The following is a 24,569-nucleotide window of genomic DNA, read 5'->3' on the forward strand; positions in this document are numbered from 1 at the left end:
TCACGGAAAGTCGAGTTCGTTGTCGATCAGGTCGAAGATGTCCTCGGCCGAGGCGTCGTCGAGGTCGGCGTCGTCGGACGTGGTCGCGGTGGGCACGGCGGCTGCCGGTTCCACGGCGGCGAGCAGTTCCCGAAGCCGGGACGCGATGCCGGTGCCGGCCAGCGCCTCGACGTCCAGCGCCGCGATCGCGCCGGTCAGCCGGTCGAACGCGACGTGCACCGCGTTCCCGTCCGGCTCGGATCCGGTGGTGAGTTCCTTGCCCAGGTGCTCGGCGAGCGCCTGGGCGTTGGGGTAGTCGAAGACGAGCGTGGCGGGCAGCCGCAGCGCGGTCGCGCCGTTGAGCCGGTTGCGCAGCTCGACGGCGGTCAGCGAGTCGAAGCCGAGTTCCTTGAACGCGCGGGTGGCCTCGATCGGCTCCGAGGCGGGGCGGCCCAGGACCACTGTGGCGTGGCCGCGTACCAGATCGAGCAGGATCCGCTGCTGGTCCGCCGCGCCGAGCCCGGCCAACCGCCGGCCGAGGTCGTCGCCGGTGTCGGTGGCGGTGGCGGCCGCACGGCGGGCGGGTGCGCGCACCAGGCCGCGCAGCAGCGGTGCCACCGCGCCGCCCTGCCCCCGCAGGATCCCGGTGTCGATGTTCGCGGGGACCAGGATCGCCTCGTCGTGGCGCAGTGCCGCGTCCAGCAGGGCGAGTCCCTGCTCGGCGGTGAGTGGGGCCATGCCGCCCCGGGCCATCCGGGCGTGGTCGGTGGCGTCCAGGTGACCGGTCATCCCACTGGCGTCGGCCCACAGGCCCCAGGCCAGCGCCACGGCGGGTAGCCCCTGGTCGCGCCGGTGCTGGGCGAGGGCGTCGAGGAACGTGTTGGCCGCCGCGTAGTTCGCCTGCCCGGCGCCGCCGAAGGTCCCGGCGCCGGCGGAGAAGAGCACGAACTCGGCGACCGGCGCGGCCTGGGTCAGCTCGTGCAGGTGCCAGGCCGCGTCCACCTTGGGCCGCAGCACCTCGTCCAGGCGCTCCGGTGTCAGCGAGCCGACCACGCCGTCGGCGAGGACGCCGGCCGCGTGCACCACAGTGGTGAGCGGGTGCGCGGCCGGGATGCCGGCGAGCAGTGCGGCCAGGGCCTCCCGGTCGGCGGTGTCGCAGGCGACGACGCGGGCCTGCGCGCCGAGGTCGGCGAGTTCCGCGCACAGCTCGGCGGCACCGGGTGCCTGCGGGCCGCGCCGGCTGGTGAGCAGCAGGTGACGGCGACCCTGGCGGGCGAAGTGCCGGGCCAGCAGCGCGCCGAGCGTGCCGGTGCCACCGGTGATGAGGACGGTGCCCTCCGGGTCCGGCCGGGGCGGCAGGGTCAGGGCGATCTTGCCGATGTGCCGGGCCTGGCTGAGGAAGCGGAACGCCTCCGGCGCGCGGCGCAGGTCCCAGGTGCGCAGCGGCATCGGGCGCAGGTGCCCGGCCGCGAAGAGGGCCGTCAGCTCGGACCAGATCTCACGGATCCGCTCGCCGCCGGCCTCGATCAGGTCGAACGCCTGGTAGCCGACGCCCGGGTGCTGCGCGGCAACCGTGTCGGCGTGGCGGATGTCGGTCTTGCCCATCTCGACGAACCGTCCGCCCCGGGGCAGCAGCCGCAGCGACGCGTCGACGAACTCACCGGCCAGGGAGTCCAGGACCACGTCCACGCCGCGTCCACCGGTCGCCCCGAGGATGCGGTGCTCGAAGTCGAGGCTGCGCGTCGAGGCGATCCGGTCGTCGGTGAAGCCGTCGGCGCGTAGCACGTCCCACTTGGCGGGGCTGGCGGTGCCGAACACGTCGGCGCCGAAGTGCCGGGCGAGCTGGACCGCCGCCATGCCGACGCCGCCGGTCGCGGCGTGCACCAGCACCGACTGCCCGGCGCGCAGGTGGCCGGCGTCGACCAGACCGTAGTACGCGGTGAGGAAGGCGACCGGCACCGTCGCGGCGACCGGGTACGACCAGTCGTCGGGCACCTTGGCGATCATGCGGTGGTCGGTGACGCCGATGGGTGCCATCGAGCCGGAGAAGAGACCCATCACCCGGTCGCCGACGGCGAAGCCGCGCACCCCCGGTCCCACCTCGACGATCTCACCGGCCGCCTCGTTGCCGAGGACCTGCTGGTCCGGGACCATGCCGAGGGTCAGCACCACGTCGCGGAAGTTCAGACCGCTGGCGTGGATGCGGACGCGGACGTGTCCGTCCGGCAGGTCCCAGCCGATCTCCGGGCAGGGCAGCAGTTCCAGGTTGTCGAAGGTGCCGCGCTCCCGTACGTCGAGGCGCCACGGCTCGTCCCCGTTCGGCAGGACCAGGGCCGGGGTGGTCGCGGCGCGGGCCAGGCGCAGCGCGTACGCGGTGCCGCCGCGCACCGCCACCTGCGGTTCCCCGGTGCCGGTCGCGGCGACCAGGGCGGCTGCCGAGGCGGCGTCGCCGTCCAGGTCGGCCAGTTGGAGGCGGTCCGGGTTCTCCGCCTGGGCGGCGCGGACCAGACCCCACAGGGGGGCGTGCACCAGGTCCTCGATCGGGTCCTCGGCAGCTGTCGAGACGGCGCGGCGGGTCACCACCACGAGCCGGGCGTCCGGTCCGGTGAGCCAGTCCTGGAGCAGACCGAGGAAGGAGTGCGTCGCGGCGGTGGCGGTGGCGGCGACGGCCCCCTCGGTGCCACCCGGGCCGAACGGCGCGACGACCAGGTCGGGACGTCGGCTCGGATCGTCTGTGAGATCGGCGTACGCCACGACGTCGTGTCCGGCCTCGCGGAGCGCCGCGGACACGCCGATCTCGTCGACGCCGAGGACAGCGACGAGGGCGGGAGCACCGGCGGCGGGCAGGGTCAGTGGGGTCCAGTCGAGGCGGAACAGGGAGGTGCGAGCCGGGTCGTCGGCCGTGTCCAGGGCACCGGCGGCCATCGGGCGCAGCACGAGCGAGCCGATCGACAGGACCGGGCTGCCGCTCTGGTCGGCGGCGAGCACCGACACCGTGTCCGGGCCCTGCGGTCGCAGCCGGACGCGCAGCAGCTCCGCGCCGGAGGCGAGCAGGTCGACGTCGGTCCAGGAGAACGGCAGCAACCCGCCCTGTTCGGTGCCGGCCGGTTCGAGGGCCAGTCCGATCGGGTGCAGTGCCGCGTCGAGCAGCGCCGGGTGCAGCCCGTACGTGTCGGCGTCGGTTCCCCGGGGCAGGGCGACCTCGGCGTACACGTCGTCGCCGGAGCGCCAGATCGCCCGCAGCCCCTGGAAGGCCGGGCCGTAGCCGTAGCCGCGGGATTCCAGGTCCGGGTAGAAGCCGTCCACGGCGACGGCCTGCGCGCCGGTCGGCGGCCAGACCGGGAGCGGTTCGGGTGCGTCCGGTCGGGTGGTGCTGAGCAGACCGGTCGCGTGTCGTGTCCACTGCTGTTCGGCGTCGGCGGTGTCCGGCCTGGCGTAGAGGGTGAATGCGCGGTCCGGACCGTCTCCGGGGGCGTCGACCACGGCCTGCACCGCCAGGCCGGTCTGGTCGGGCACGATCAGCGGCCGTTCCAGGGTGAGGTCGGCGACTGTCGGGCAGCCGAGCTGGTCGCCGATCCGGATGGCCAGGTCGAGCAGTGCGGTGCCGGGGACCACCAGGCGGCCGGAGACGCGGTGGTCGGCGAGCCACGGGTGGGTGGTGAGGGAGAGCCGCCCGGCGACGATCGTGCCGTCGGCGCCGGCGAGTCCGAGGGCCGCGCCGAGGATCGGGTGGGTGACGGGGGCCAGGCCGAAGGCGGAGGCGTCGCCGTGGGCGCGGGTGCTGGGGCGCGGCCAGAAGCGCTGACGCTGGAAGGGGTAGGTGGGCAGGTCGACGACCTGGGTGGCGGGGATGACAGTGGTCCAGTCGACGGGTGCGCCCTGCACCCACGCCTCGGCCAGGGCCCGCACGATCTGACCGGTGCCGCCCTCACCTCGACGCAGCGTGCCCACCGTCGCCACGTCCACGGCGTCGGCGATCGCCCCGGTCAACACCGGGTGCGCGCTGACCTCGATGAAGATCCGATGCCCGGCCGCCTGCGCGGCCTGCACCGCCAGATCCAGGCGCACCGGCTGACGCAGGTTGCGGTACCAGTAGGCGGCATCCATGACACCGCCGCCCTCCACGGTGGAGAACACCGGCACCGCGCCGGGCAGGGGCTGCACACCATCCAGCAGACGGGCCAACTCCGCCTCGACCGGCTCGACCAGAGCGCAGTGCGACGCGTAGTCCACCTTCACCCGCCTGGCCCGCACCCCCGCCGCCTCCGCAGCGGCCAGGAACGCATCCAGGTCCGCACCGGCCACCACGACACTCGTCGGACCGTTGACCACCGCGACACTCACACCCTCGGTCAACAGGGGGGTGACCACGTCCAAACCCGCGCTGACCGACACCATCCCGCCGCTGCCGGCGATCGCCAGCAAAGCCTTACTGCGCAACGCCACCACCTTCGCCGCGTCACTCAACGACAACACCCCGGCCACACACGCCGCCGCGATCTCACCCTGCGAATGACCGATCACCGCATCCGGAGTGACGCCCTTGGCCTTCCACACCTCGGCCAACGCGACATGCACCGCCCACAACACCGGCTGCACCACATCCACCCGCTCCAACGGATCATCCGAGCGCAACACGTCCAGGAGATTCCAGTCCACGAACGGCGCAAGAGCCGCCGCACACTCCGCGACCCTCGCCGCGAACACCGGCTCGGACTCCAACAACTCCGCCGCCATCCCCACCCACTGCGAACCCTGACCCGGGAACACGAACACCACACCCGCGTCCGGATGGGCGGAGCCGGCCACCACCGCACCCGACGGCAGGCCGTCCCGGAGGGCGGCCAGCCCGGTTCGGTGATCGGGGCCGAGCACGACGGCGCGGTGGTCGAAGACGGCACGCGACGACAGCGACGACGCCACCGACGAGGCGTCGGCGTCCAGGTCCGACAACCGGTCGGCCTGGTCGGTGACGGCCGCCGCGGTGCGCCCCGACAACAGCCAGGGCACACCGGGATCCGTCGCGACCGACTCGGCCGCCGGTGCTGCCGGCGGCTCCTCGATGATCACGTGCGCGTTGGTGCCGGACATGCCGAACGACGACACCCCGGCCCGACGGGGACGCTCCCCCGCCGGCCACGGCCGGGCGTCGGTGAGCAGCTCCACCGCACCGGCCGACCAGTCCACGTCCGGCGTCGGCTCGTCGACGTGCAGGGTGCGCGGCATCGTCTCGTGCCGCATCGCGTGGACGACCTTGATGATCCCGGCGACACCGGCGGCGGCCTGCGCGTGGCCCATGTTCGACTTGATCGAGCCGAGCCACAGTGGCTGGTCGGCGGGGCGCTCCTGGCCATAGGTGGCGAGCAGTGCCTGCGCCTCGATCGGGTCGCCGAGGGTGGTGCCGGTGCCGTGCGCCTCCACCAGGTCGACCTCGGCCGTGGAGAGTCCGGCGGCGGCGAGCGCCTGGAGGATCACGCGTTCCTGGGCGGGGCCGTTGGGGGCGGTGAGTCCGTTCGAGGCGCCGTCGGAGTTGACTGCGGTGCCCCGTACCACGGCGAGCACCCGGTGGCCGTTGCGAACCGCGTCGGAGAGCCGCTCCACCAGCAGCATTCCCGCGCCCTCGGCCCAGCCGGTGCCGTCGGCCGCCGCGGCGAACGCCTTGCAGCGGCCGTCACCGGCGAGGCCGCCCTGTCGGGAGAACTCGACGAACGTGCCGGGGGTGGCCATCACGACGGCCCCTCCGGCCAGCGCGAGGGAGCACTCGCCGCGCCGCAGCGCCTGGGCGGCCAGGTGCAGTGCCACCAGCGACGACGAGCAGGCCGTGTCGACGGTGACCGCCGGCCCTTCCAGGCCCAGCGCGTAGGCGACCCGTCCGGACGCGACACTGGCCGCGTTGCCGGTGGCCAGGTAGCCGTCGAGACCGTCGTCGGCGGCGCCCATCAGCAGTGTCGAGTAGTCGTGCGAGTTGGTTCCTGCGAACACCCCGGTCCGCGACCCGGACAATGCCGCCGGGTCGATACCGGCCCGTTCGATCGCCTCCCAGGCCACCTCCAGCAGGAGCCGCTGTTGCGGGTCCATGGCCAGTGCCTCGCGGGGGCTGATCCCGAAGAACGCGGCGTCGAAGTCGGCGACGCCGTCGATGAAGCCGCCCTGCGCGGTGTGCGAGGAGCCACGGTCGTCCGGGTCGCCGGCCAGGGCGGCGAGGTCCCAGCCGCGATCGTCGGGCAGCCCGGAGACCACGTCGGCGCCGTCGGCGACGACGCGCCACAGGTCCGCGGGGGTGGTGATCCCGCCCGGGTAGCGGCAGGCCATCCCGACGATCGCGATCGGCTCGCGGTCGGCGGCTTCGAGGTCGCGCACCTGGTCGCGGGTGCGCTGCAATTCGTTGATCACCTTTTTGAGGGATTCGCGCAGGCGTAGTTCGTCCGCCATCAGAACGCTCCTTGCTCGGGCCGGCGGGGGAAGGGGGTCCGGCGTTACAGACCGAGGTCGTTGTCGACCAGGTCAAACAACTCGTCGTCGGAGGCGTCGGCGAGGGCGTCCGGGACGCCGTCGGTGTCGGCCCCGCCGGTGTTCAGCTTCGCCAGCAGGCTCTGCAGGCGCAGGACGATGCGAGCCCGTCCGCTGTCGTCGACGTCGCGGCTGGTGAGCGCCAGTTCGAGCCGGTCGAGTTCGGCAGCGGTGGGCAGGACCGTCGCGGTGTCGGGCACGAGCTCGTTCTTGAGGTACCGCGCGAGCACTGTCGCGGTGGGCCGGTCGAAGACCAGCGTGGCGGGCAGTTTGAGGCCGGTCTCCCGGCTCAGGTGGTTGCGGACCTCGACCGCGGCGAGGGAGTCGAAGCCGAGTTCCCGGAACGCCCGGGTCGGCGGGATGCTGTCGACTGAGGAGTGGCCGAGCACCGTGGCCGCGGCGGTGCGTACCAGGTCGAGCAGGTGCTTCTCCCGGTCCTGCTCGGGCAGGGCGGTGAGCTGCTCGCGCAGCGCCGCCACCGTGTCGGTGCCGCTCGCCGGGCCGTCGGGCTCCGCGTCCGCCAGCGCGTCGCGGGCCTCCGGCAGGTCGGCGAGCAGCCCGCTGCGGCGGGCCATGGTGTACGCCGGGGTGAACGTCGCCCAGTCGACGTCGGCGACGGTGGTGGTGGCGTCGGTGCCGGCGACCGCCCGGGCGAGGGCCGCGACGGCCGCCTCCGGGTCCAGTGGCAGCAGACCGCGCCGACGCAGGCGTTCCTCGACGGCGGGATCGTCCGCCATGCCCGCCCCGGACCAGGGGCCCCAGGAGACGGCGGTGGCGGGGAGCCCGGTCGCGCGCCGGTGCTCGGCGAGCGCGTCCAGGTAGGCGTTGGCCGCCGCGTAACCGCTCTGCCCGCCGCTGCCCCAGATTCCGGCGATCGAGGAGAACAGCACGAACGCGTCGAGGTCGTGGCCGGCGAGCAGCTCGTCGAGATGGGCCGCCCCGTCCACCTTCACCCGGGTGACCGCCGCGAACTCTTCGGCCGTGCAGTCGTCGAGCGGGGTGGGGTGGTCGACCCCGGCCGCGTGCACGACGGCCCGCAGCGGGGTGGGGCCGGCGTGGACGTCGAGGAGCAGGTCGGCGACCGCGGCCCGGTCGGTGACGTCGACCGCCGCGATGGTCACCTGCGCGCCGAGGCTCTGCAGTTCGGCGGAGAGCTGCGCGGCGCCGGGCGCCGCCGCGCCGCGTCGGCTGGTCAGGACCAGGTGTTCCGCGCCGGACCGGGCGGCCCAGCGGGCGACGTGCGCGCCGAGGCCACCCGTACCGCCGGTGATGAGGACGGTGCCGGCGGGTCGCCAGGAGGAGCCGTCGGTGTCGGTGTTGATGCGGACGAGGCGACGCCCGTGCGGACCGTTACGCCGGATGGCCACCTGGTCCTCGTCGCCGGCGGCGAGCACGGAGGCCAGGTCACCGGCGGTCCGCTCGTCGATCTGCTCGGGCAGGTCGATCAGCCCTCCCCAGCGCCGTGGGTGGTCGAGGGCGACGGCCCGGCCGAAGCCCCAGACCGTCGCCTGGGACGGTCGTCGCAGCGGGTCGTCCCGGTCGACGGTGACCGCGCCCCGGGTGAGGCACCAGAGCGGTGCGCCCGCGCCGCCGCTGTCGCCGAGTGCCTGGAGCAGGCGCAGCGTGGACAACGCGGGATCGGTGCCGGTGCTCTCGTGCAGGGCCTGGAGGGAGACGACACCGGCCAGGTCGGGGGTCTCCGAGACGATCTGCCAGAGCTGGTCGGTCAGCACGCCCCGATCGGTGGCGTCGACTGTGGTGGTGATGACGTGGGCGCCGTGCTCCTCCAGGGCGGTTCGCACCCATCGGGTGTCGTCGGTGGGCGACACCAGCAGCCAGGTGCCGGTGAGGGCCGGTGTCCGGCCGGAGGTGAACGGCTTCCAGGTGACCCGGTACCGCCAGTTGCTGACGGCGTCGTGCTGCCTGCTGCGGTGCCGCCAGGTGGAGAGGACCGGCAGGGCGGCGTCGAGCGCCTCCCGGGCGGCGCTGTCGAGGTCGCCGGCGATCAGGTCGAGGTCGGCGCGTTCCACGGCGTCCCAGAAGCGGGCATCGGCCGGTTGCGGGCCGGTGGCGGCGGGCCGCACGGTGTCCGGCCAGTAGCGCTCGTGCTGGAAGGCGTAGGTGGGCAGGTCGATGCGGCGCGCGTCGGGGTAGCACGGCGTCCAGTCGACGGCGACGCCGCGCACGTAGGCCTGCGCGAGCGCGGTCAGCAGCGTTGTCTGTTGGTCGCGGTCAGATCTCTGCACGGGTACGAACACCGCGTCGGCGACGCAGTCGACGCCCATGGCTGACAGCACCCCGTCGGGGCCGATCTCCACGAACGTGCTGACGCCCAGGCCCTCCAGTGTGGTGATGCCGTCGGCGAACCGCACCGCCTCCCGGACGTGGCGCACCCAGTAGGCGGCGTCCTGCGTCGACGCGACCTGCCCGGTCAGGTTCGACACGATCGGGATGCGCGGCGATTCGTAGGTGAGGGTTTCGGCGACCGCGGCGAACTCGGCGAGCATCGGCTCCATCAGCACCGAGTGGAACGCGTGACTGACCCGCAACCGCTTCGACTTCTCGAAGTGCGCCGCGACGGCGGTGACCTCCTCGGCCACGCCGGAGAGCACCATCGACCGGGGGCCGTTGACGGCCGCGACGGACACCCCGTCGGTCAGCAGCGGCAGCACCTCCGCTTCGGTGGCCCGCACCGCGACCATGACACCGCCGGCCGGCAACGCCTGCATGAGACGACCTCGGGCGGTGACCAGCTTCGCCGCGTCCGGAAGGGACAGCACACCGGCGACGTGCGCGGCGGCGATCTCACCGATCGAATGCCCCACCAGGTAGTCCGGGGTGACACCGAACGACTCGACCACGCGGAACAACGCGACCTCGACGGCGAACAACGCCGCCTGCGTGTAGACCGTCTGGTCCAGGTCGGTGCCGTCAGCGATGACCTCACGGATCGGCCGATCGAGGTGCAGGTCCAGCTCGGCGCAGGCCGCGTCGAACGCTTCCGCGTACACCGGGAAGGCCTCGGCCAGTGCCAGGCCCATGCCCCGGCGCTGCGACCCCTGCCCGGAGAAGACGAACGCGAGCGTGCCGTCGGAGGTCTCGCCGGTCACCAGGCCGGCCGCCGACTTGCCGGCGGCGGCCGCCGCCAGGGCGTCGGCGTGCTGGGGGCCGAGCACCACGAGGCGTTCGGTCAGCGCGGCACGGGTGGTGACAAGCGAGTGCCCGACGTCGACGGCGTCCGGGGCGTCCTCGCCGGAGACCCAGGCCAGCAGGCGGGCGGCCTGGTCGCGCAGCGCGGCGGGGCCACGCGCGGAGAGCGTCCAGGGCACGATGCCGGTCTGCGGTCGGCCGAGGGCCGGCTCGTCACCGTCGGCGACGGCCGGCGGCTCCTCGATGATCACGTGGGCGTTGGTGCCGGACATGCCGAACGAGGAGATGGCGGCCCGGCGCGGGCGGTCGCCGGCCGGCCACGGCCGGGGCTCGGTGAGAAGTTCGACAGCGCCGGCGGACCAGTCCACGTGTGGGGTCGGCTCGTCGACGTGCAGGGTCCGGGGCAGGGTCTCGTGGCGCATCGCCTCGACCATCTTGATGATCCCGGCGACACCGGCGGCGGCCTGCGAGTGGCCGATGTTCGACTTGATCGACCCCAGCCACAGCGGCCGGTCGGCGGGGCGGTCCTGACCGTAGGTGGCCAGCAGCGCCTGCGCCTCGATCGGGTCGCCCAGCTTGGTGCCGGTGCCGTGCGCCTCGACGGTGTCGACGTCGGCGGTCGTGAGGTCGGCGGCTGCGAGCGCCGCCCGGATCACCCGCTGCTGGGCGGGCCCGTTCGGGGCGGTCAGGCCGTTGGAGGCGCCGTCCTGGTTGATGGCGCTGCCGCGGACCAGGGCGAGGACCTGGTGACCGTTGCGTCGGGCGTCGGAGAGCCGCTCCACCAGCAGGACGCCGACGCCCTCGGCCCAGCCGGTGCCGTCGGCGGCGGCGGCGAACGACTTGCACCGGCCGTCGGCGGCCAGGCCGCGCTGGCGGGAGAACTCGGTGAACGTGCCGGGCGTGGCCATCACGATCGCCCCACCGGCCAGGGCGAGGTCACACTCGCCGGACCGCAGCGCCTGGGCGGCCAGGTGCAGCGCGACCAGCGACGACGAGCAGGCGGTGTCCACCGAGACGGACGGTCCTTCCAGGCCCAGCGCGTAGGAGACCCGGCCGGAGATGACGCTGGCGGCGTTGCCGGTGGCCAGGTAGCCCTCCACCGCGTCCGGTGCCGCCATCAGCAGCGTCGGGTAGTCGTGGCTGTTGGTGCCGGTGAAGACACCGGTGTGGGTGCCGCGCAACGCGGTCGGGTCGATGCCGGCGCGTTCCACCGCCTCCCAGGACGTCTCCAGCAGCAGGCGTTGCTGCGGGTCCATGGCGAGCGCCTCGCGGGGCGAGATGCCGAAGAACCGGGCGTCGAAGTCGGCGACGCCGTCGAGGAAACCGCCGGCCGCCGCGTACGAGGTGCCGCGCGCGTCGGGGTCGGCGTCGTACAGGGCGTCGAGGTCCCAGCCACGGTCGCCGGGCAGCGCCGAGACGGCGTCGGTGCCGGTCTCGACCAGCCGCCACAGGTCCTCCGGCGAGCTGACTCCACCGGGGTAGCGGCAGGCCATGCCGACGATGGCGATCGGCTCGGACGTGGTGGCCTGCACCCGGGTCTCCGGGGCGGCGCTGTCGTCGGCGCCGAGCAGTGTGTGCAGGTGACCGGCGAGAGCGGAGGCGCTCGGGTAGTCGAAGACGATGCTGGAGGGCAGTTGCAGACCCGTCGTGGTGACCAACCGGTTGCGGAGTTCGACGGCGGTCAGGGAGTCGAAGCCGAGTTCGCGGAAGGGTCGGTCGACGCCGATGTCGGCGACGCTGCCCAACCCGAGCACGGCCACCGCCTCGGTACGCACCACGTCCAGCAGGCGCTTCGCGCGTTCGGTGGCGCTGAGCCCGTCCAGGAAGGTGCTCGGCGCGCTCGCCTGCGCATCCGGGGCGTACACCTCGTCCAACAACGGACGCGACCTGGCCGACGTGAACGACGCACCGAACCGGTCCCAGTCCACGTCGGCGACGGTGACCGCCCGCTCCCCCTCCTGCACCACCTGGGCGAACGCCGCCATCGCCACCTGCGCCGACATCGGCGGCAACCCCCGACGCCGCAACGGCCCGTCATCACCGGCCGCCGACACCATCCCACCGTCGGCCCACGGACCCCACGACAGCGCCGTACCGACAGCGCCCCGAGCCCGCCGCGCCGCGATCAACCCGTCCAGGAACGCGTTCGCCGCCGCATAAGCACCCTGACCACCACTACCCCACACCCCGGAGATCGACGAGAACACCACGAACGCATCCAGGTCATCGGAAAGCACCTCGTCCAGGTGCACCGCACCAGCGGTCTTGCCGGACACCACCTCGTCCCAGATCTCCGGAGTGAGGTCGGTCAACACTGACGTCCGCTCGACACCGGCGGCGTGCACAACGGCTCGTACCGGGGTGTCCAGGCTGTGCACCAGTGCGCTGACCGCGTCCCGGTCCGCCATGTCGCAGGCGACGACCGTCGCCCGGGCGCCGGCTGCCTCGACGGCGGCCACGATGTCGGCGGCACCGTCGGCCTGTGGGCCTCGCCGCGACACCAGCACCAGGTGCTCGGCACCCTGCTCGGCCGCCCACACCGCGACCCGACCACCCAACGAACCCGTACCACCGGTCACCAACACCGTCCCCGACGGCGACCAACCCGGCTGCTCACCAACCACCACCGCCGAACGCGTCAACCGCCGCACGTACGCGCCGGAGGACCGCACCGCGACCTGATCTTCAGCACCGAACCCACCGGCCAACACCCGCACCAGGCGGGCAGCCACCCGCGCATCCCAGGCAGCCGGGATGTCGACCAGGCCACCCCACAGCTGCGGCATCTCCAGGCCCACCACCCGACCCAGACCCCACACCGCCGACACCGCCGGCGACACCACATCCGCACGCCCGACCGACACCCCACCGGCCGTCACCACCCACAGCGGGGCGGTCACGTCGGCCCGGACGAGTTCCTGCACCAGGGCGAGGGTGGCGTGGGCGGGGTCGGTGAGATCGGTGTCGAGGGCGAAGAGCGAGACGACACCGCTCACGTCTGCCGGCAGGTCGGCGAGGACGGCGGCGAGGACCGCCCGGTCGGCGGTCGGGGCCAGTTCGACGCGGATGACGTCGGCTCCGGCATCGGCCAGTGTGGTGACGATGCCGGTGCCGACGGCGGTGGGGCCGACGACCAGCCAGGGGCCGGTCAGCTCGGTCACGGCGTCTCCGGTCGCCGTGCGCCACTCGACGCGGTAGCGCCGGTCGTCGACGAGCTGGGCGTCCTGGCGCTTACGGTGCCATTCGGCCAGAGCGGGGAGCAGGTCGCCGGCGTTGTCAGTGGCGATGCCGAGGCGGTCCAGGTCACCGTCCTCGATGGCCGCCCAGAAGTCGGCGTCGGGCACTGTAATGCCGGTTGGACCGCCGTCGACTCCGGCGAAGACGTCGGCCAGGGTGGCGCTCGGCCAGTAGTCACGGTGCCGGAAGGCGTAGGTGGGCAGGTCGACGAGGCGTCCGCCGGGGTAGCACTGCGTCCAGTCCACCGGCACACCGCGGACGAAGGCTCGGGCGAGGCCGGTGAGGAAGGTCGACACCTGGTCGGGGGTTGCCCGTTGCAGGGGTACGAGCACCGCCCCGGTCACGCAGTCCGCGCCCATGGCGGACAGGACCCCGTCGGGGCCGATCTCCACGAAGGTGCTGACGCCGAGGCCTTCCAGGGTGGTGATGCCGTCGGCGAAGCGCACCGCCTCGCGGACGTGCCGCACCCAGTAGTCGGCGTCGGGTGTCGTCGTGACCTGTCCGGTGATGTTCGAGACGAGCGGGATGCGCGGCGGGTGGTAGCTCAGCCCGCCGGCCACTCGGGCGAAGGCGTCGAGCATCGGCTCCATCAGCGACGAGTGGAACGCGTGGCTGACCCGCAGTCGCTTGGACTTCTCGAAGTGGGCGGCGACGGCTGCCACCGCGTCGGCGGCACCGGACAGCACTATCGAGCGCGGTCCGTTGATCGCGGCGATGTCCACGCCCTCGGTCAGCAGTGGCCGTACCTCGGCTTCGGTGGCCCGTACGGCGACCATGACGCCGCCGGCGGGCAGCTTCTGCATCAGGCGGCCCCGGGCCGCGACCAACGTTGCCGCGTCGGCCAGGGACAGGGCCCCGGCGACGTGCGCGGCGGCGATCTCACCGATCGAGTGCCCGACCAGGTAGTCCGGGGTGACGCCGAACGACTCGACCAGGCGGTGGAGGGCGACCTCGTAGGCGAACAACGCCGTCTGGGTGTAGAGGGTCTGGTCGAGATCGGTGCCGTCGGTGATCACGTCGCGGAGCGGGCGGTCCAGGTGGACGTCGAGTTCGGCGCAGACCGCGTCGAACGCGTCCGCGAACACCGGGTACGTCTCGGCCAGTTCCAGCCCCATGCCCGGGCGCTGTGATCCCTGGCCGGAGAAGACGAACGCGAGCTTGCCGTCGGAGACCTCTCCGACGACCAGACCGGCCGAGGCGGTCCCGGCCGCGAGCGCGTCGAGGGCGGCGCGGTGGTCGGCGCCGAGCGACACGGCCCGGTACGGCAGGGCGGCGCGGTGCGTGGCGAGGGTGTGCCCGACGTCCGCCGGGTCGGTGTCGGGCCGTTGGTCGAGGTGGTGGGTGAGTCGGGTGGCCTGGGCGCGTAGGGCGTCGTCGCTGCGGGCGGAGATCAGCCACGGCACCACCGACGGCGTGGCGGCCGGCCGCTCGACAGGTTCGGCGGCCGGGGGCTCTTCCAGAATGAGGTGGGCGTTGGTGCCGGAGAACCCGAACGACGACACCCCGGCCCGCCGGACTCGACCGGTCTGCGGCTGCCACGGGCGGGGTTCGGTCAACAACCGCACGTGGCCGGTGGTCCAGTCGACCTGCGGGGTGGGCTCGTCCACGTGCATCGTCGCCGGAAGCACACCGTGCTTGAGGGCCTGGACCATCTTGATCACACCGGCGACACCGGCGGCGGCCTGGGTATGACCGATGTTCGACTTCACCGACCCCAACCACAACGGCTCACCACCCGCACGGTCCTGCCCATAGGTGGCCAACAACGCCTGCGCCTCGATCGGATCACCCAACCTGGTGCCGGTGCCGTGCGCCTCCACGACGTCGACGTCGGCGGTCGTGAGATCAGCGGCCGCGAGCGCCGCGCGGATCACCCGCTGCTGCGACGGGCCATTCGGCGCGGTCAACCCATTCGACGCACCGTCCTGATTGACCGCACTACCCCGCACTACCGCAAGAACCCGATGCCCATTGGCCACCGCGTCCGACAACCGTTCCACCACCAGAACACCGACACCCTCACCCCACGCCGTGCCATCCGCCCCCGCCGCGAACGCCTTACACCGACCATCACCGGACAACCCCCGCTGCCGCGAAAACTCAATGAACGTCCCCGGCGTCGACATCACCGTCACACCAGACGCCAACGCCAAACCACACTCACCCGACCGCAACGCCTGCACCGCCAAATGCAACGCCACCAACGACGACGAACACGCCGTATCCACAGTGACCGCAGGCCCCTCCACACCCAACACATACGACACCCGACCCGACAACACACTCGCCGCGTTACCCGTCCCCAAAAACCCATCAGCCTCCCGCGGCACCGCCAACAACAACGTCGAATAATCCTGACCATTCGTCCCCGTGAAAACACCAACCGGAGAACCCCGCAACCCCAGCGGATCAACCCCCGCCGACTCCAACGCCTCCCACGACACCTCCAACAACAACCGCTGCTGCGGATCCATCGCCAACGCCTCCCGAGGCGACACCCCGAAAAACGACGCATCAAAACCCGCAACACCCGTCAAAAACCCACCAGCAGACACATACGACGTCCCAAACGACTCCCCATCACCGGCCAACCCCGCCACATCCCAACCCCGATCCGACGGAAACTCCACCACCCCATCCCCACCCGACACCACAAAATCCCACAACTCATCCGGCGACCCCACACCACCCGGAAAACGACACGCCATACCCACAATCGCCACCGGCTCATCCACCGAACCCGACGACGACACCACCTCCGAAACACCAGAAACCCCACCCACCAACGAACCCAGAAAACCCGCCAACACACCCGCCGACGGATAATCAAAAACGATGCTGGAGGGCAGTTGCAGACCCGTCGTGGTGACCAACCGGTTGCGGAGTTCGACCGCGGTCAGGGAGTCGAAGCCGAGTTCGCGGAAGGGTCGGTCGACGCCGATGTCGGCGACGCTGCCCAACCCGAGCACGGCCACCGCCTCGGTACGCACCACGTCCAGCAGGCGCTTCGACCGTTCGGTGGCGCTGAGCCCGTCCAGGAAGGCGCTCGGCGCGCTCGCCTGCGCAACCGGGGCGTACACCTCGTCCAACAACGGACGCGACCTGGCCGACGTGAACGACGCACCGAACCGGTCCCAGTCCACGTCGGCGACGGTGACCGCCCGCTCCCCCGACTCCACCACCTGGGCGAACGCCGCCATCGCCACCTGCGCCGCCATCGGCGGCAACCCCCGACGCCGCAACGGCCCGTCATCACCGGCCGCCGACACCATCCCACCGCCGGCCCACGGACCCCACGACACCGCCGTACCGGCCACACCCCGAACCCGCCGCGCCGCGATCAACCCGTCCAGGAACGCGTTCGCCGCCGCATAAGCACCCTGACCACCACTACCCCACACCCCGGAGATCGACGAGAACACCACGAACGCATCCAGGTCATCGCCCAGCACCTCGTCCAGGTGCACCGCACCAGCGGTCTTGCCGTTGAACACCTCGTCCCACGTGTCGGGGGTCGTCTCGGTCAACAGGGCGGAGCGCTCGACACCGGCGGCGTGCACCACGGCCCGCACCGGAGTGTCGAGACCGTCGAGCAGGGCTCGCACGGCATCCCGGTCGCCCATGTCACACGCCGCGACTGACACCCGGGCGCCGGCGGCCTCGACCGCAGCGACCACCTCGGCAGTTCCTGCGGCGTGCGGGCCTCGCCGCGACACCAGCACCAGGTGCTCGGCACCCTGCTCGGCCGCCCACACCGCGACCCGACCACCCAACGAACCCGTACCACCGGTCACCAACACCGTCCCCGACGGCGACCAACCCGGCTGCTCACCAACCACCACCGCCGAACGCGTCAACCGCCGCACATACACACCCGAGGACCGCACCGCCAGCTGGTCCTCAGCACCGAACCCACCCGCCAACACCCGCACCAACCGGGCACCGACCCGCGCATCCCAGACGGACGGAACATCGACCAGACCACCCCACAGCTGCGGCATCTCCAGGCCCACCACCCGACCCAGACCCCACACCGCCGACACCGCCGGCGACACCACATCCGCACGCCCGACCGACACGCCACCTGTCGTCACCACCCACAGGGGAGCGGTCACGTCCTGCCCGGCGAGCTGCTGGACCAGGGCGAGCAGGTCGGCTCCGGAGTCGGCCACGGCGACGATGCCCGCGATCGGTGCGGAGAGGTCGGTCAGGTCGGTCGCGTCGTGGGTGTGGAGCACGTCGGCACCGGCCTCGGCGAGTGTGCTCGCGAGGAAGCCGACGAGGTTCTCGTCGGTGGGTTCGGCACCGACGATCAGCCAGCGGCCGTCGAGAGTTTCGGAGGCGTCACCGGTGACCGGACGCCAGGTGATCCGGTAGCGCCAGCCCTCGACGACGTCGGCGTCCTGACGCCTGCGACGCCATTCGGCCAGCGCCGGCAGCAGGTCACCGGCGCTGTCCACGGTGATGCCCAGTCGCGCCAGGTCGCCGTCCTCGACGGCGGCCCAGAACTCGGCGTCGGCCGGCTCACCGGCGGCGGTCGCGCTGACCGGCTCCGGAACGCTCGGCCAGTACCGCTCGTGCTGGAAGGCGTAGGTCGGCAGGTCGACCAGCCGCCCGCCGGTCAGGCACGGCGTCCAGTCCACCGCGACGCCACGCACGTAGGCCTGCGCGAGGGCGGTCAGCAGCGTGGCAGGTTGGTCCCGGTCAGAGCGTTGCACGGGTACGAACACCGCGTCGCTCACGCAGTCCGCCCCCATCGCCGACAGGACCCCGTCCGGGCCGATCTCCACGAAGGTGCTGACACCCAGACTCTCCAGGGTGGTGATCCCGTCGGCGAACCGCACCGCCTCGCGCACGTGCCGCACCCAGTAGCCGGCGTCCTGCGTCTCGGCGACCTGCCCGGTCACGTTCGACACGATCGGAACACGCGGCGACCCGTAGGAAAGCGTCGCCGCGACCTGGGCGAACTCGGCCAGCATCGGCTCCATCAACACCGAGTGGAACGCGTGACTGACCCGCAACCGCTTCGACTTCTCGAAGTGCGCCGCCACCGCCGTTACCTCGTCGGCCACACCGGACAGCACCACGGAACGCGGGCCGTTGATCGCCGCGACGGAGACCCCGCCGGTCAGCAGCGGCAGCACCTCCGCCTCGGTGGCCCGCACCGCGACCATCACCCCGCCCGTCGGAAGCGCCTGCATCAACCGGCCTCGGGCGGTGACCAGCGTCGCCGCGTCGGCCAGGGACATGACCCCGGCGACGTGCGCGGCGGCGATCTCCCCGATCGAGTGCCCCACCAGGAACTGCGGCCTGACCCCGAACGACTCGACAAGGCGGAACAACGCCACCTCGACGGCGAACAACGCGGCCTGGGTGTGGACCGTCTGGTCGAGTGCCGTCGCGTCGTCGGCGATCACATCCCGGATCGGTCGATCGAGGTGGCGGTCCAGTTCGGCGCAGGCGGCGTCGAACGCCTCCGCGTACACCGGGAACGTGTCGTAGAGGTCCAGGCCCATGCCGGGCCGCTGGGATCCCTGGCCGGAGAAGACGAACGCGGTGCGCCCGCCCCGGGCGGTGCCGGTGACCAGACCGGGAGCCGTCGTCCCTGCGGCGAGAGCGGTGAGCGCGGCCTGTCGATCCGTACCCAGGATGACGGCCCGGTGAGCGAGGGTGGCGCGGGCTGCCAGCGAACGCCCGACGTCCGCCGGGTCGGTGTCGGGCCGTTGGTCGAGGTGGTGGGTGAGTCGGGTGGCCTGGGCGCGTAGGGCGTCGTCGCTGCGCGCAGAGATCAGCCACGGCACCACACTGTGCGGCGCGGTCACCGGAACGACGACAGGTTCGACGATCGGGGGCTCTTCCAGAATGAGGTGGGCGTTGGTGCCGGAGAACCCGAACGACGACACCCCGGCCCGCCGGACTCGACCGGTCTGCGGCTGCCACGGGCGGGGTTCGGTCAACAACCGCACGTGGCCGGTGGTCCAGTCGACCTGCGGGGTGGGCTCGTCCACGTGCATCGTCGCCGGAAGCACACCGTGCTTGAGGGCCTGGACCATCTTGATCACACCGGCGACACCGGCGGCGGCCTGGGTATGACCGATGTTCGACTTCACCGACCCCAACCACAACGGCTCACCACCCGCACGGTCCTGCCCATAGGTGGCCAACAACGCCTGCGCCTCGATCGGATCACCCAACCTGGTGCCGGTGCCGTGCGCCTCCACGACGTCGACGTCGGCGGTCGTGAGATCAGCGGCCGCGAGCGCCGCGCGGATCACCCGCTGCTGCGACGGGCCATTCGGCGCGGTCAACCCATTCGACGCACCATCCTGATTGACCGCACTACCCCGCACCACCGCCAACACGCGATGCCCATTGGCCACCGCATCCGACAACCGTTCCACCACCAGAACACCGACACCCTCACCCCACGCCGTGCCATCCGCCCCCGCCGCGAACGCCTTACACCGACCATCACCGGACAACCCCCGCTGACGCGAAAACTCAATGAACGTCCCCGGCGTCGACATCACCGTCACACCAGACGCCAACGCCAAACCACACTCACCCGACCGCAACGCCTGCACCGCCAAATGCAACGCCACCAACGACGACGAACACGCCGTATCCACAGTGACCGCAGGCCCCTCCACACCCAACACATACGACACCCGACCCGACAACACACTCGCCGCGTTACCCGTCCCCAAAAACCCATCAGCCTCCCGCGGCACCGCCAACAACAACGTCGAATAATCCTGACCATTCGTCCCCGTGAACACACCCACCGGAGACCCCCGCAACCCCAGCGGATCAACCCCCGCCGACTCCAACGCCTCCCACGACACCTCCAACAACAACCGCTGCTGCGGATCCATCGCCAACGCCTCCCGAGGCGACACCCCGAAAAACGACGCATCAAAACCCGCAACACCCGTCAAAAACCCACCAGCAGACACATACGACGTCCCAAACGACTCCCCATCACCGGCCAACCCCGCCACATCCCAACCCCGATCCGACGGAAACTCCACCACCCCATCCCCACCCGACACCACAAAATCCCACAACTCATCCGGCGACCCCACACCACCCGGAAAACGACACGCCATACCCACAATCGCCACCGGCTCATCCACCGAACCCGACGACGACACCACCTCCGAAACACCAGAAACCCCACCCACCAACGAACCCAGAAAACCCGCCAACACACCCGCCGACGGATAATCAAAAACAACACTCGACGGCAACTGCAAACCCGTCACCACATTCAACCGATTACGCAACTCCACAGCGGTCAACGAGTCGAAGCCGAGTTCCTTGAACGGTTGGTCGGCGTCGATCAGACCGGCGCCGGTGTGCCCGAGGACGGCAGCCGCGTTGGTGACCACCAGGTCGAGCAGTTCACGGGATCGCTCCTCGGCGCTCATCGCGGCGTACCGGCCGGCGGCGGGCGCGGCCGGCGGCGAGTCGGTGGCCTGTAGGCGAATGTGGTCGGGCAGTGTGCTGACCAGTGGGCGGACGCGGGCGGACGCGTACATCGGGAGGAAGCGGTCCCAGTCGACGTCGGCGATGGTCACGCTGGTCTCGTCGCGGTCGAGGACCGACTGGAGGCCGGAGAGGGCGAGTTCCGGGTCGACGGTGAGCAGGCCACGCCTGCGTAGCTGCTCGGTGATCTCCGGGTCGTCGGCCATGCCTCCACCGGCCCAGACGCCCCAGGCGATCGCGGTGGCCGCGCGACCACGGGCGCGACGCCACTCGGCGAACGCGTCGAGGAACGCGTTGCCGGCCGAGTACGCGGCCTGCCCGCCGCTGCCCCAGACGCCGGAGATGGAGGAGAACAGGACGAAGGTGCGGGGCTCGTCGCCGAGCGCGGCGTCCAGGTTGATCGCACCGGTGACCTTGGCGGCCAGGACGGCGTCGAGGTCGGCGGCGGTGGCGGTGTCCAGGTCGGTGTGGTGGTCGACGCCGGCCGCGTGCACGACGGTGTCGATTCGCTCGCCGGCTTCCCGTAGTTGTTGGACGAGCCGGTTCACCTCGTCCGGGTCGGCGACGTCGCAGGCGCTGACCGTCACCCGGGCCCCGTGGCGTCGCACCTCGGCGGCCACCACGTCGGCGTCGGGCGCGTGGAGACCGCGCCGGCTGACCAGAACCACGTGTTCGGCTCCTCGGACGGCGACCCAGCTGGCCACCCGAGCGCCGAGGCCACCGGTTCCGCCGGTGATCAGCACGGTGCCGCGCGGCAGCCACGCGTCACGGGGTGTGGCCTCGGTGTGCGGCTGACGCCGCAACCGGCGTACGTAGGTGCCGGATCCGCGTACCGCGATCTCGTCCTCGCCGCTGCCGTGCAGTGCGGCGACCACCCGGTCGGCGGCGCGCTGGTCCAGCTTTTCGGGCAGGTCGACGAGGCCACCCCAGAGGTGGGGGCGTTCCAGGCCGAGGACCCGGCCGAGGCCCCAGGCGAGGGCCTGGCGGGGCGCGTCGAGGCGGTCCGCGCAGCCGGTGGCGACGGCGCCCCGGGTGGCGGCCCACAGTGGTGCTTCGAGGCCCGCGTCGGCGCAGGCCTGCGCGACGGTCAGGAGGGTCGCCGCCGGGTCGAGCGCGGGGTCCAGGGCGAGCAGGGACAGGATGCCGTCGGTGGGGCCGGCGGCGCGCAGTCGGTCGGCGAGGGCGGTGCGCTCGGGGGTCACGGTGAGCACTGTGGCGTCGCCGAGTGCGGACAGGAGCGCCGTGGTGTCGCCGACGTCGGCGCTGGTCAGCACGGTCCACCGGCCGGTCGCCGGGGTGTGGGGTGCGCCGGTCGACGGCTCCCAGCCGATCCGGTAGCGCAGGGTGTCGAGCACCGCGTGGGTGTGCCGGCGTCGCCGCCACGCGGAGAACGCCGGCAACAGCGCTTCCAGGGTTTCGCGGTCGCCGTCCGAGCCGAGGCCGAGGGTTTCGGCGAGGAAGGCGGTGTCCTGGCGCTCGATCGCGGACCAGAAGTGCCCGTCGGCCGGATCGCCGGCCGTCTCGGCCCGCTCGGCGGGTGGCGAGGTGAGCCAGTACTGCTGCCGTTGGAAGGCGTAGGTGGGCAGGTCGATCACCCGCCCGCCGGTCAGACACGGCGTCCAGTCCACCGCGACGCCGCGCACGAAGACCTGCGCCAGGGCGGTCAGCAGCGTGGCAGGCTGGTCCCGGTCAGAGCGTTGCACGGGTACGAACACCGCGTCGCTCACGCAGTCCGCACCCATCGCGGAGAGCACCCCGTCGGGACCGATCTCCACGAACGTCGAGACACCCAGGCCCTCCAGGGTGGTGATCCCGTCGGCGAACCGCACCGCCTCGCGCACGTGTCGCACCCAGTAGGCGGCGTCCTGCGCCTCCGCGACCTGCCCGGACACGTTCGACACGATCGGAATACGCGGCGACCCGTAGGAAAGCGTCGCCGCCACCTGGGCGAACTCGGCCAGCATCGGCTCCATCAACACCGAGTGGAACGCGTGACTGACCCGCAACCGCTTCGACTTCCCGAAGTGCGCCGCCACCGCCGTGACCTCGTCGGCCACACCGGACAACACCACCGAACGCGGGCCGTTGATCGCCGCGATGCTCACCCCGTCGGTGAGCAGCGGCAGCACCTCCGCCTCGGTGGCCCGCACCGCGACCATCACCCCGCCCGCCGCGAGGGCCTGCATCAGCCGGCCTCGGGCGGTGACCAGCGTCGCCGCATCAGGCAGGGACAGCACCCCGGCGACGTGCGCGGCGGCGATCTCACCGATCGAGTGCCCGACCAGGAAGTCCGGTGTGACGCCGAACGACTCGACCAGGCGGAACAGGGCCACCTCGACCGCGAACAACGCCGACTGCGTGTACACCGTCTGATCCAGGTCGTCACCCTCGGCGATCACGTCGCGGATCGGTCGATCGAGGTGCCGGTCCAGCTCGGCGCAGGCCGCGTCGAACGCCTCCGCGTACACCGGGAACGCCTCGGCCAGGGCCAGGCCCATGCCGGGCCGCTGCGAACCCTGACCGGAGAACACGAACGCCGTCTTGCCGCGCACCACGGACCCGACGACCGGGCCGAGCGCACTGGCAGCGACCGCCGCCAGCTCGTCACGCCCGAAGACGACCGCCCGATGCGCGTGCGTCGACCGGGACGACACCAACGAGAACCCGACGTCCACCGGGTCGGCGTCCACCGGAATCAGCCGGACGGCCTGCCCGCGCAACGCCTCCGGCGACCGGGCCGACAGCACCCACGGCACCGGGGCGGAAACCACTGTCTCGCTGCGGGGCGGCACCTCGGCGGCCGGTGGTTCCTCGATGATGACGTGCGCGTTCGTGCCGGAGACCCCGAACGACGACACCCCGGCGCGGCGCGGCCGGTCCTCGGCGTCCGGCCACGCGCGGGCTTCGGTGAGCAGTTCCACGGCACCGGCCGACCAGTCCACCTGCGGCGTCGGCTCGTCCACGTGCAGCGTTCGCGGCATGGTGCGGTGCCGCATCGCCATCAGCATCTTGATGATCCCGGCGACTCCGGCCGCGGCCTGGGTGTGCCCGATGTTCGACTTGATCGAACCCAGCCACAGCGGCTGGTCGGCGGACCGGTCCTGCCCGTACGTGGCCAGCAGCGCCTGCGCCTCGATCGGGTCGCCCAGTGTGGTGCCGGTGCCGTGGGCCTCGACGAGGTCGACGTGCTCGGCGGGAACCCGGGCGTTGGCCAGGGCGCTGCGGATGACCCGTTGCTGGGCCGGGCCGTTGGGGGCGGTGAGGGCGCTGCTGGCACCGTCCTGGTTGACCGCGGTGCCGCGTACCACGCCGAGGACGCGGTGACCGTTGCGGACCGCGTCGGAGAGCCGTTCCAGGAGCAGCATGCCGGCGCCCTCGGCCCAACCGGTGCCGTCGGCGGCGGCGGCGAACGACTTGCACCGCCCGTCGGTGGAGAGTCCCCGCTGCTTGCTGAAGTCGACGAAGACGACCGGGGTGGCCATCACGGCGACGCCACCGGCCAGGGCGAGGGAGCACTCCCCCTGGCGCAGCGACTGGACGGCCAGGTGCAGGGCGACGAGCGACGACGAGCAGGCGGTGTCCACGGTGACCGCCGGCCCCTCCAACCCCAGGGTGTACGCGACCCGCCCGGAGGCGACGCTGCCGGAGTTGCCGGTGCCCAGGTAGCCGGCGACGTCGTCCGGGATGCTGGTCAGGTTGACCGCGTAGTCGTGGTACATGACACCGGCGAACACCCCGGTACGGCTGCCCCGCAACCGGGTGGGGTCGATCCCGGCCCGTTCGAAGGTCTCCCAGGACGTCTCCAACAGCAGGCGCTGCTGCGGGTCCATGGCGATCGCCTCGCGGGGTGAGATGCCGAAGAAGGCCGGGTCGAACTGGCCCGCCTCGTGCAGGAAGCCACCCTCATGGGTGTACGACGTCCCGGGGTGGTCGGGGTCGGGGTGGTAGAGCGACTCCAGATCCCAGCCGCGGTCGACGGGGAACTCGGTGATGCCGTCCCGCTCGTCGGCGACCAGGCGCCACAGGTCCTCGGGGGTCTCCACACCGCCGGGGTAGCGGCAGGCCATGCCGATGATCGCGACCGGCTCGCGGTCGCGCTCCTCCATCTCGCGCAACCGCTGACGGGTGTCGCGCAGGTCGCTGGTGGCGCGCTTGAGGTAATTCAGGAGCTTGGCTTCGTCGGCCATCAGAACGTCACTCCCCGT

At 72.1% G+C, this 24,569-nt stretch carries 1 protein-coding gene and 1 pseudogene; both read right to left on the reverse strand.

Annotated elements, in window-relative coordinates:
- A pseudogene (locus GA0070612_RS24740) lies at positions 1–6,411 on the reverse strand (SDR family NAD(P)-dependent oxidoreductase); the annotation flags it as partial.
- A 44-nt stretch (positions 6,412–6,455) separates the two neighbouring features.
- A complete protein-coding gene (locus GA0070612_RS24745) occupies positions 6,456–24,551 on the reverse strand; it encodes a type I polyketide synthase (RefSeq protein ID WP_088990096.1) in 18,096 nt (6,031 codons plus the stop codon).
- Positions 24,552–24,569: the final 18 nt, after the last annotated feature.

The organism is Micromonospora chokoriensis (genome assembly GCF_900091505.1).
Taxonomy (GTDB): domain Bacteria; phylum Actinomycetota; class Actinomycetes; order Mycobacteriales; family Micromonosporaceae; genus Micromonospora; species Micromonospora chokoriensis.

What these genes read in the sequence shown, in the direction of transcription:
- GA0070612_RS24745 (WP_088990096.1), bottom strand. Translation starts at nt 24,551, where the DNA reads ATGGCCGACGAAGCCAAGCTCCTGAATTACCTCAAGCGCGCCACCAGC.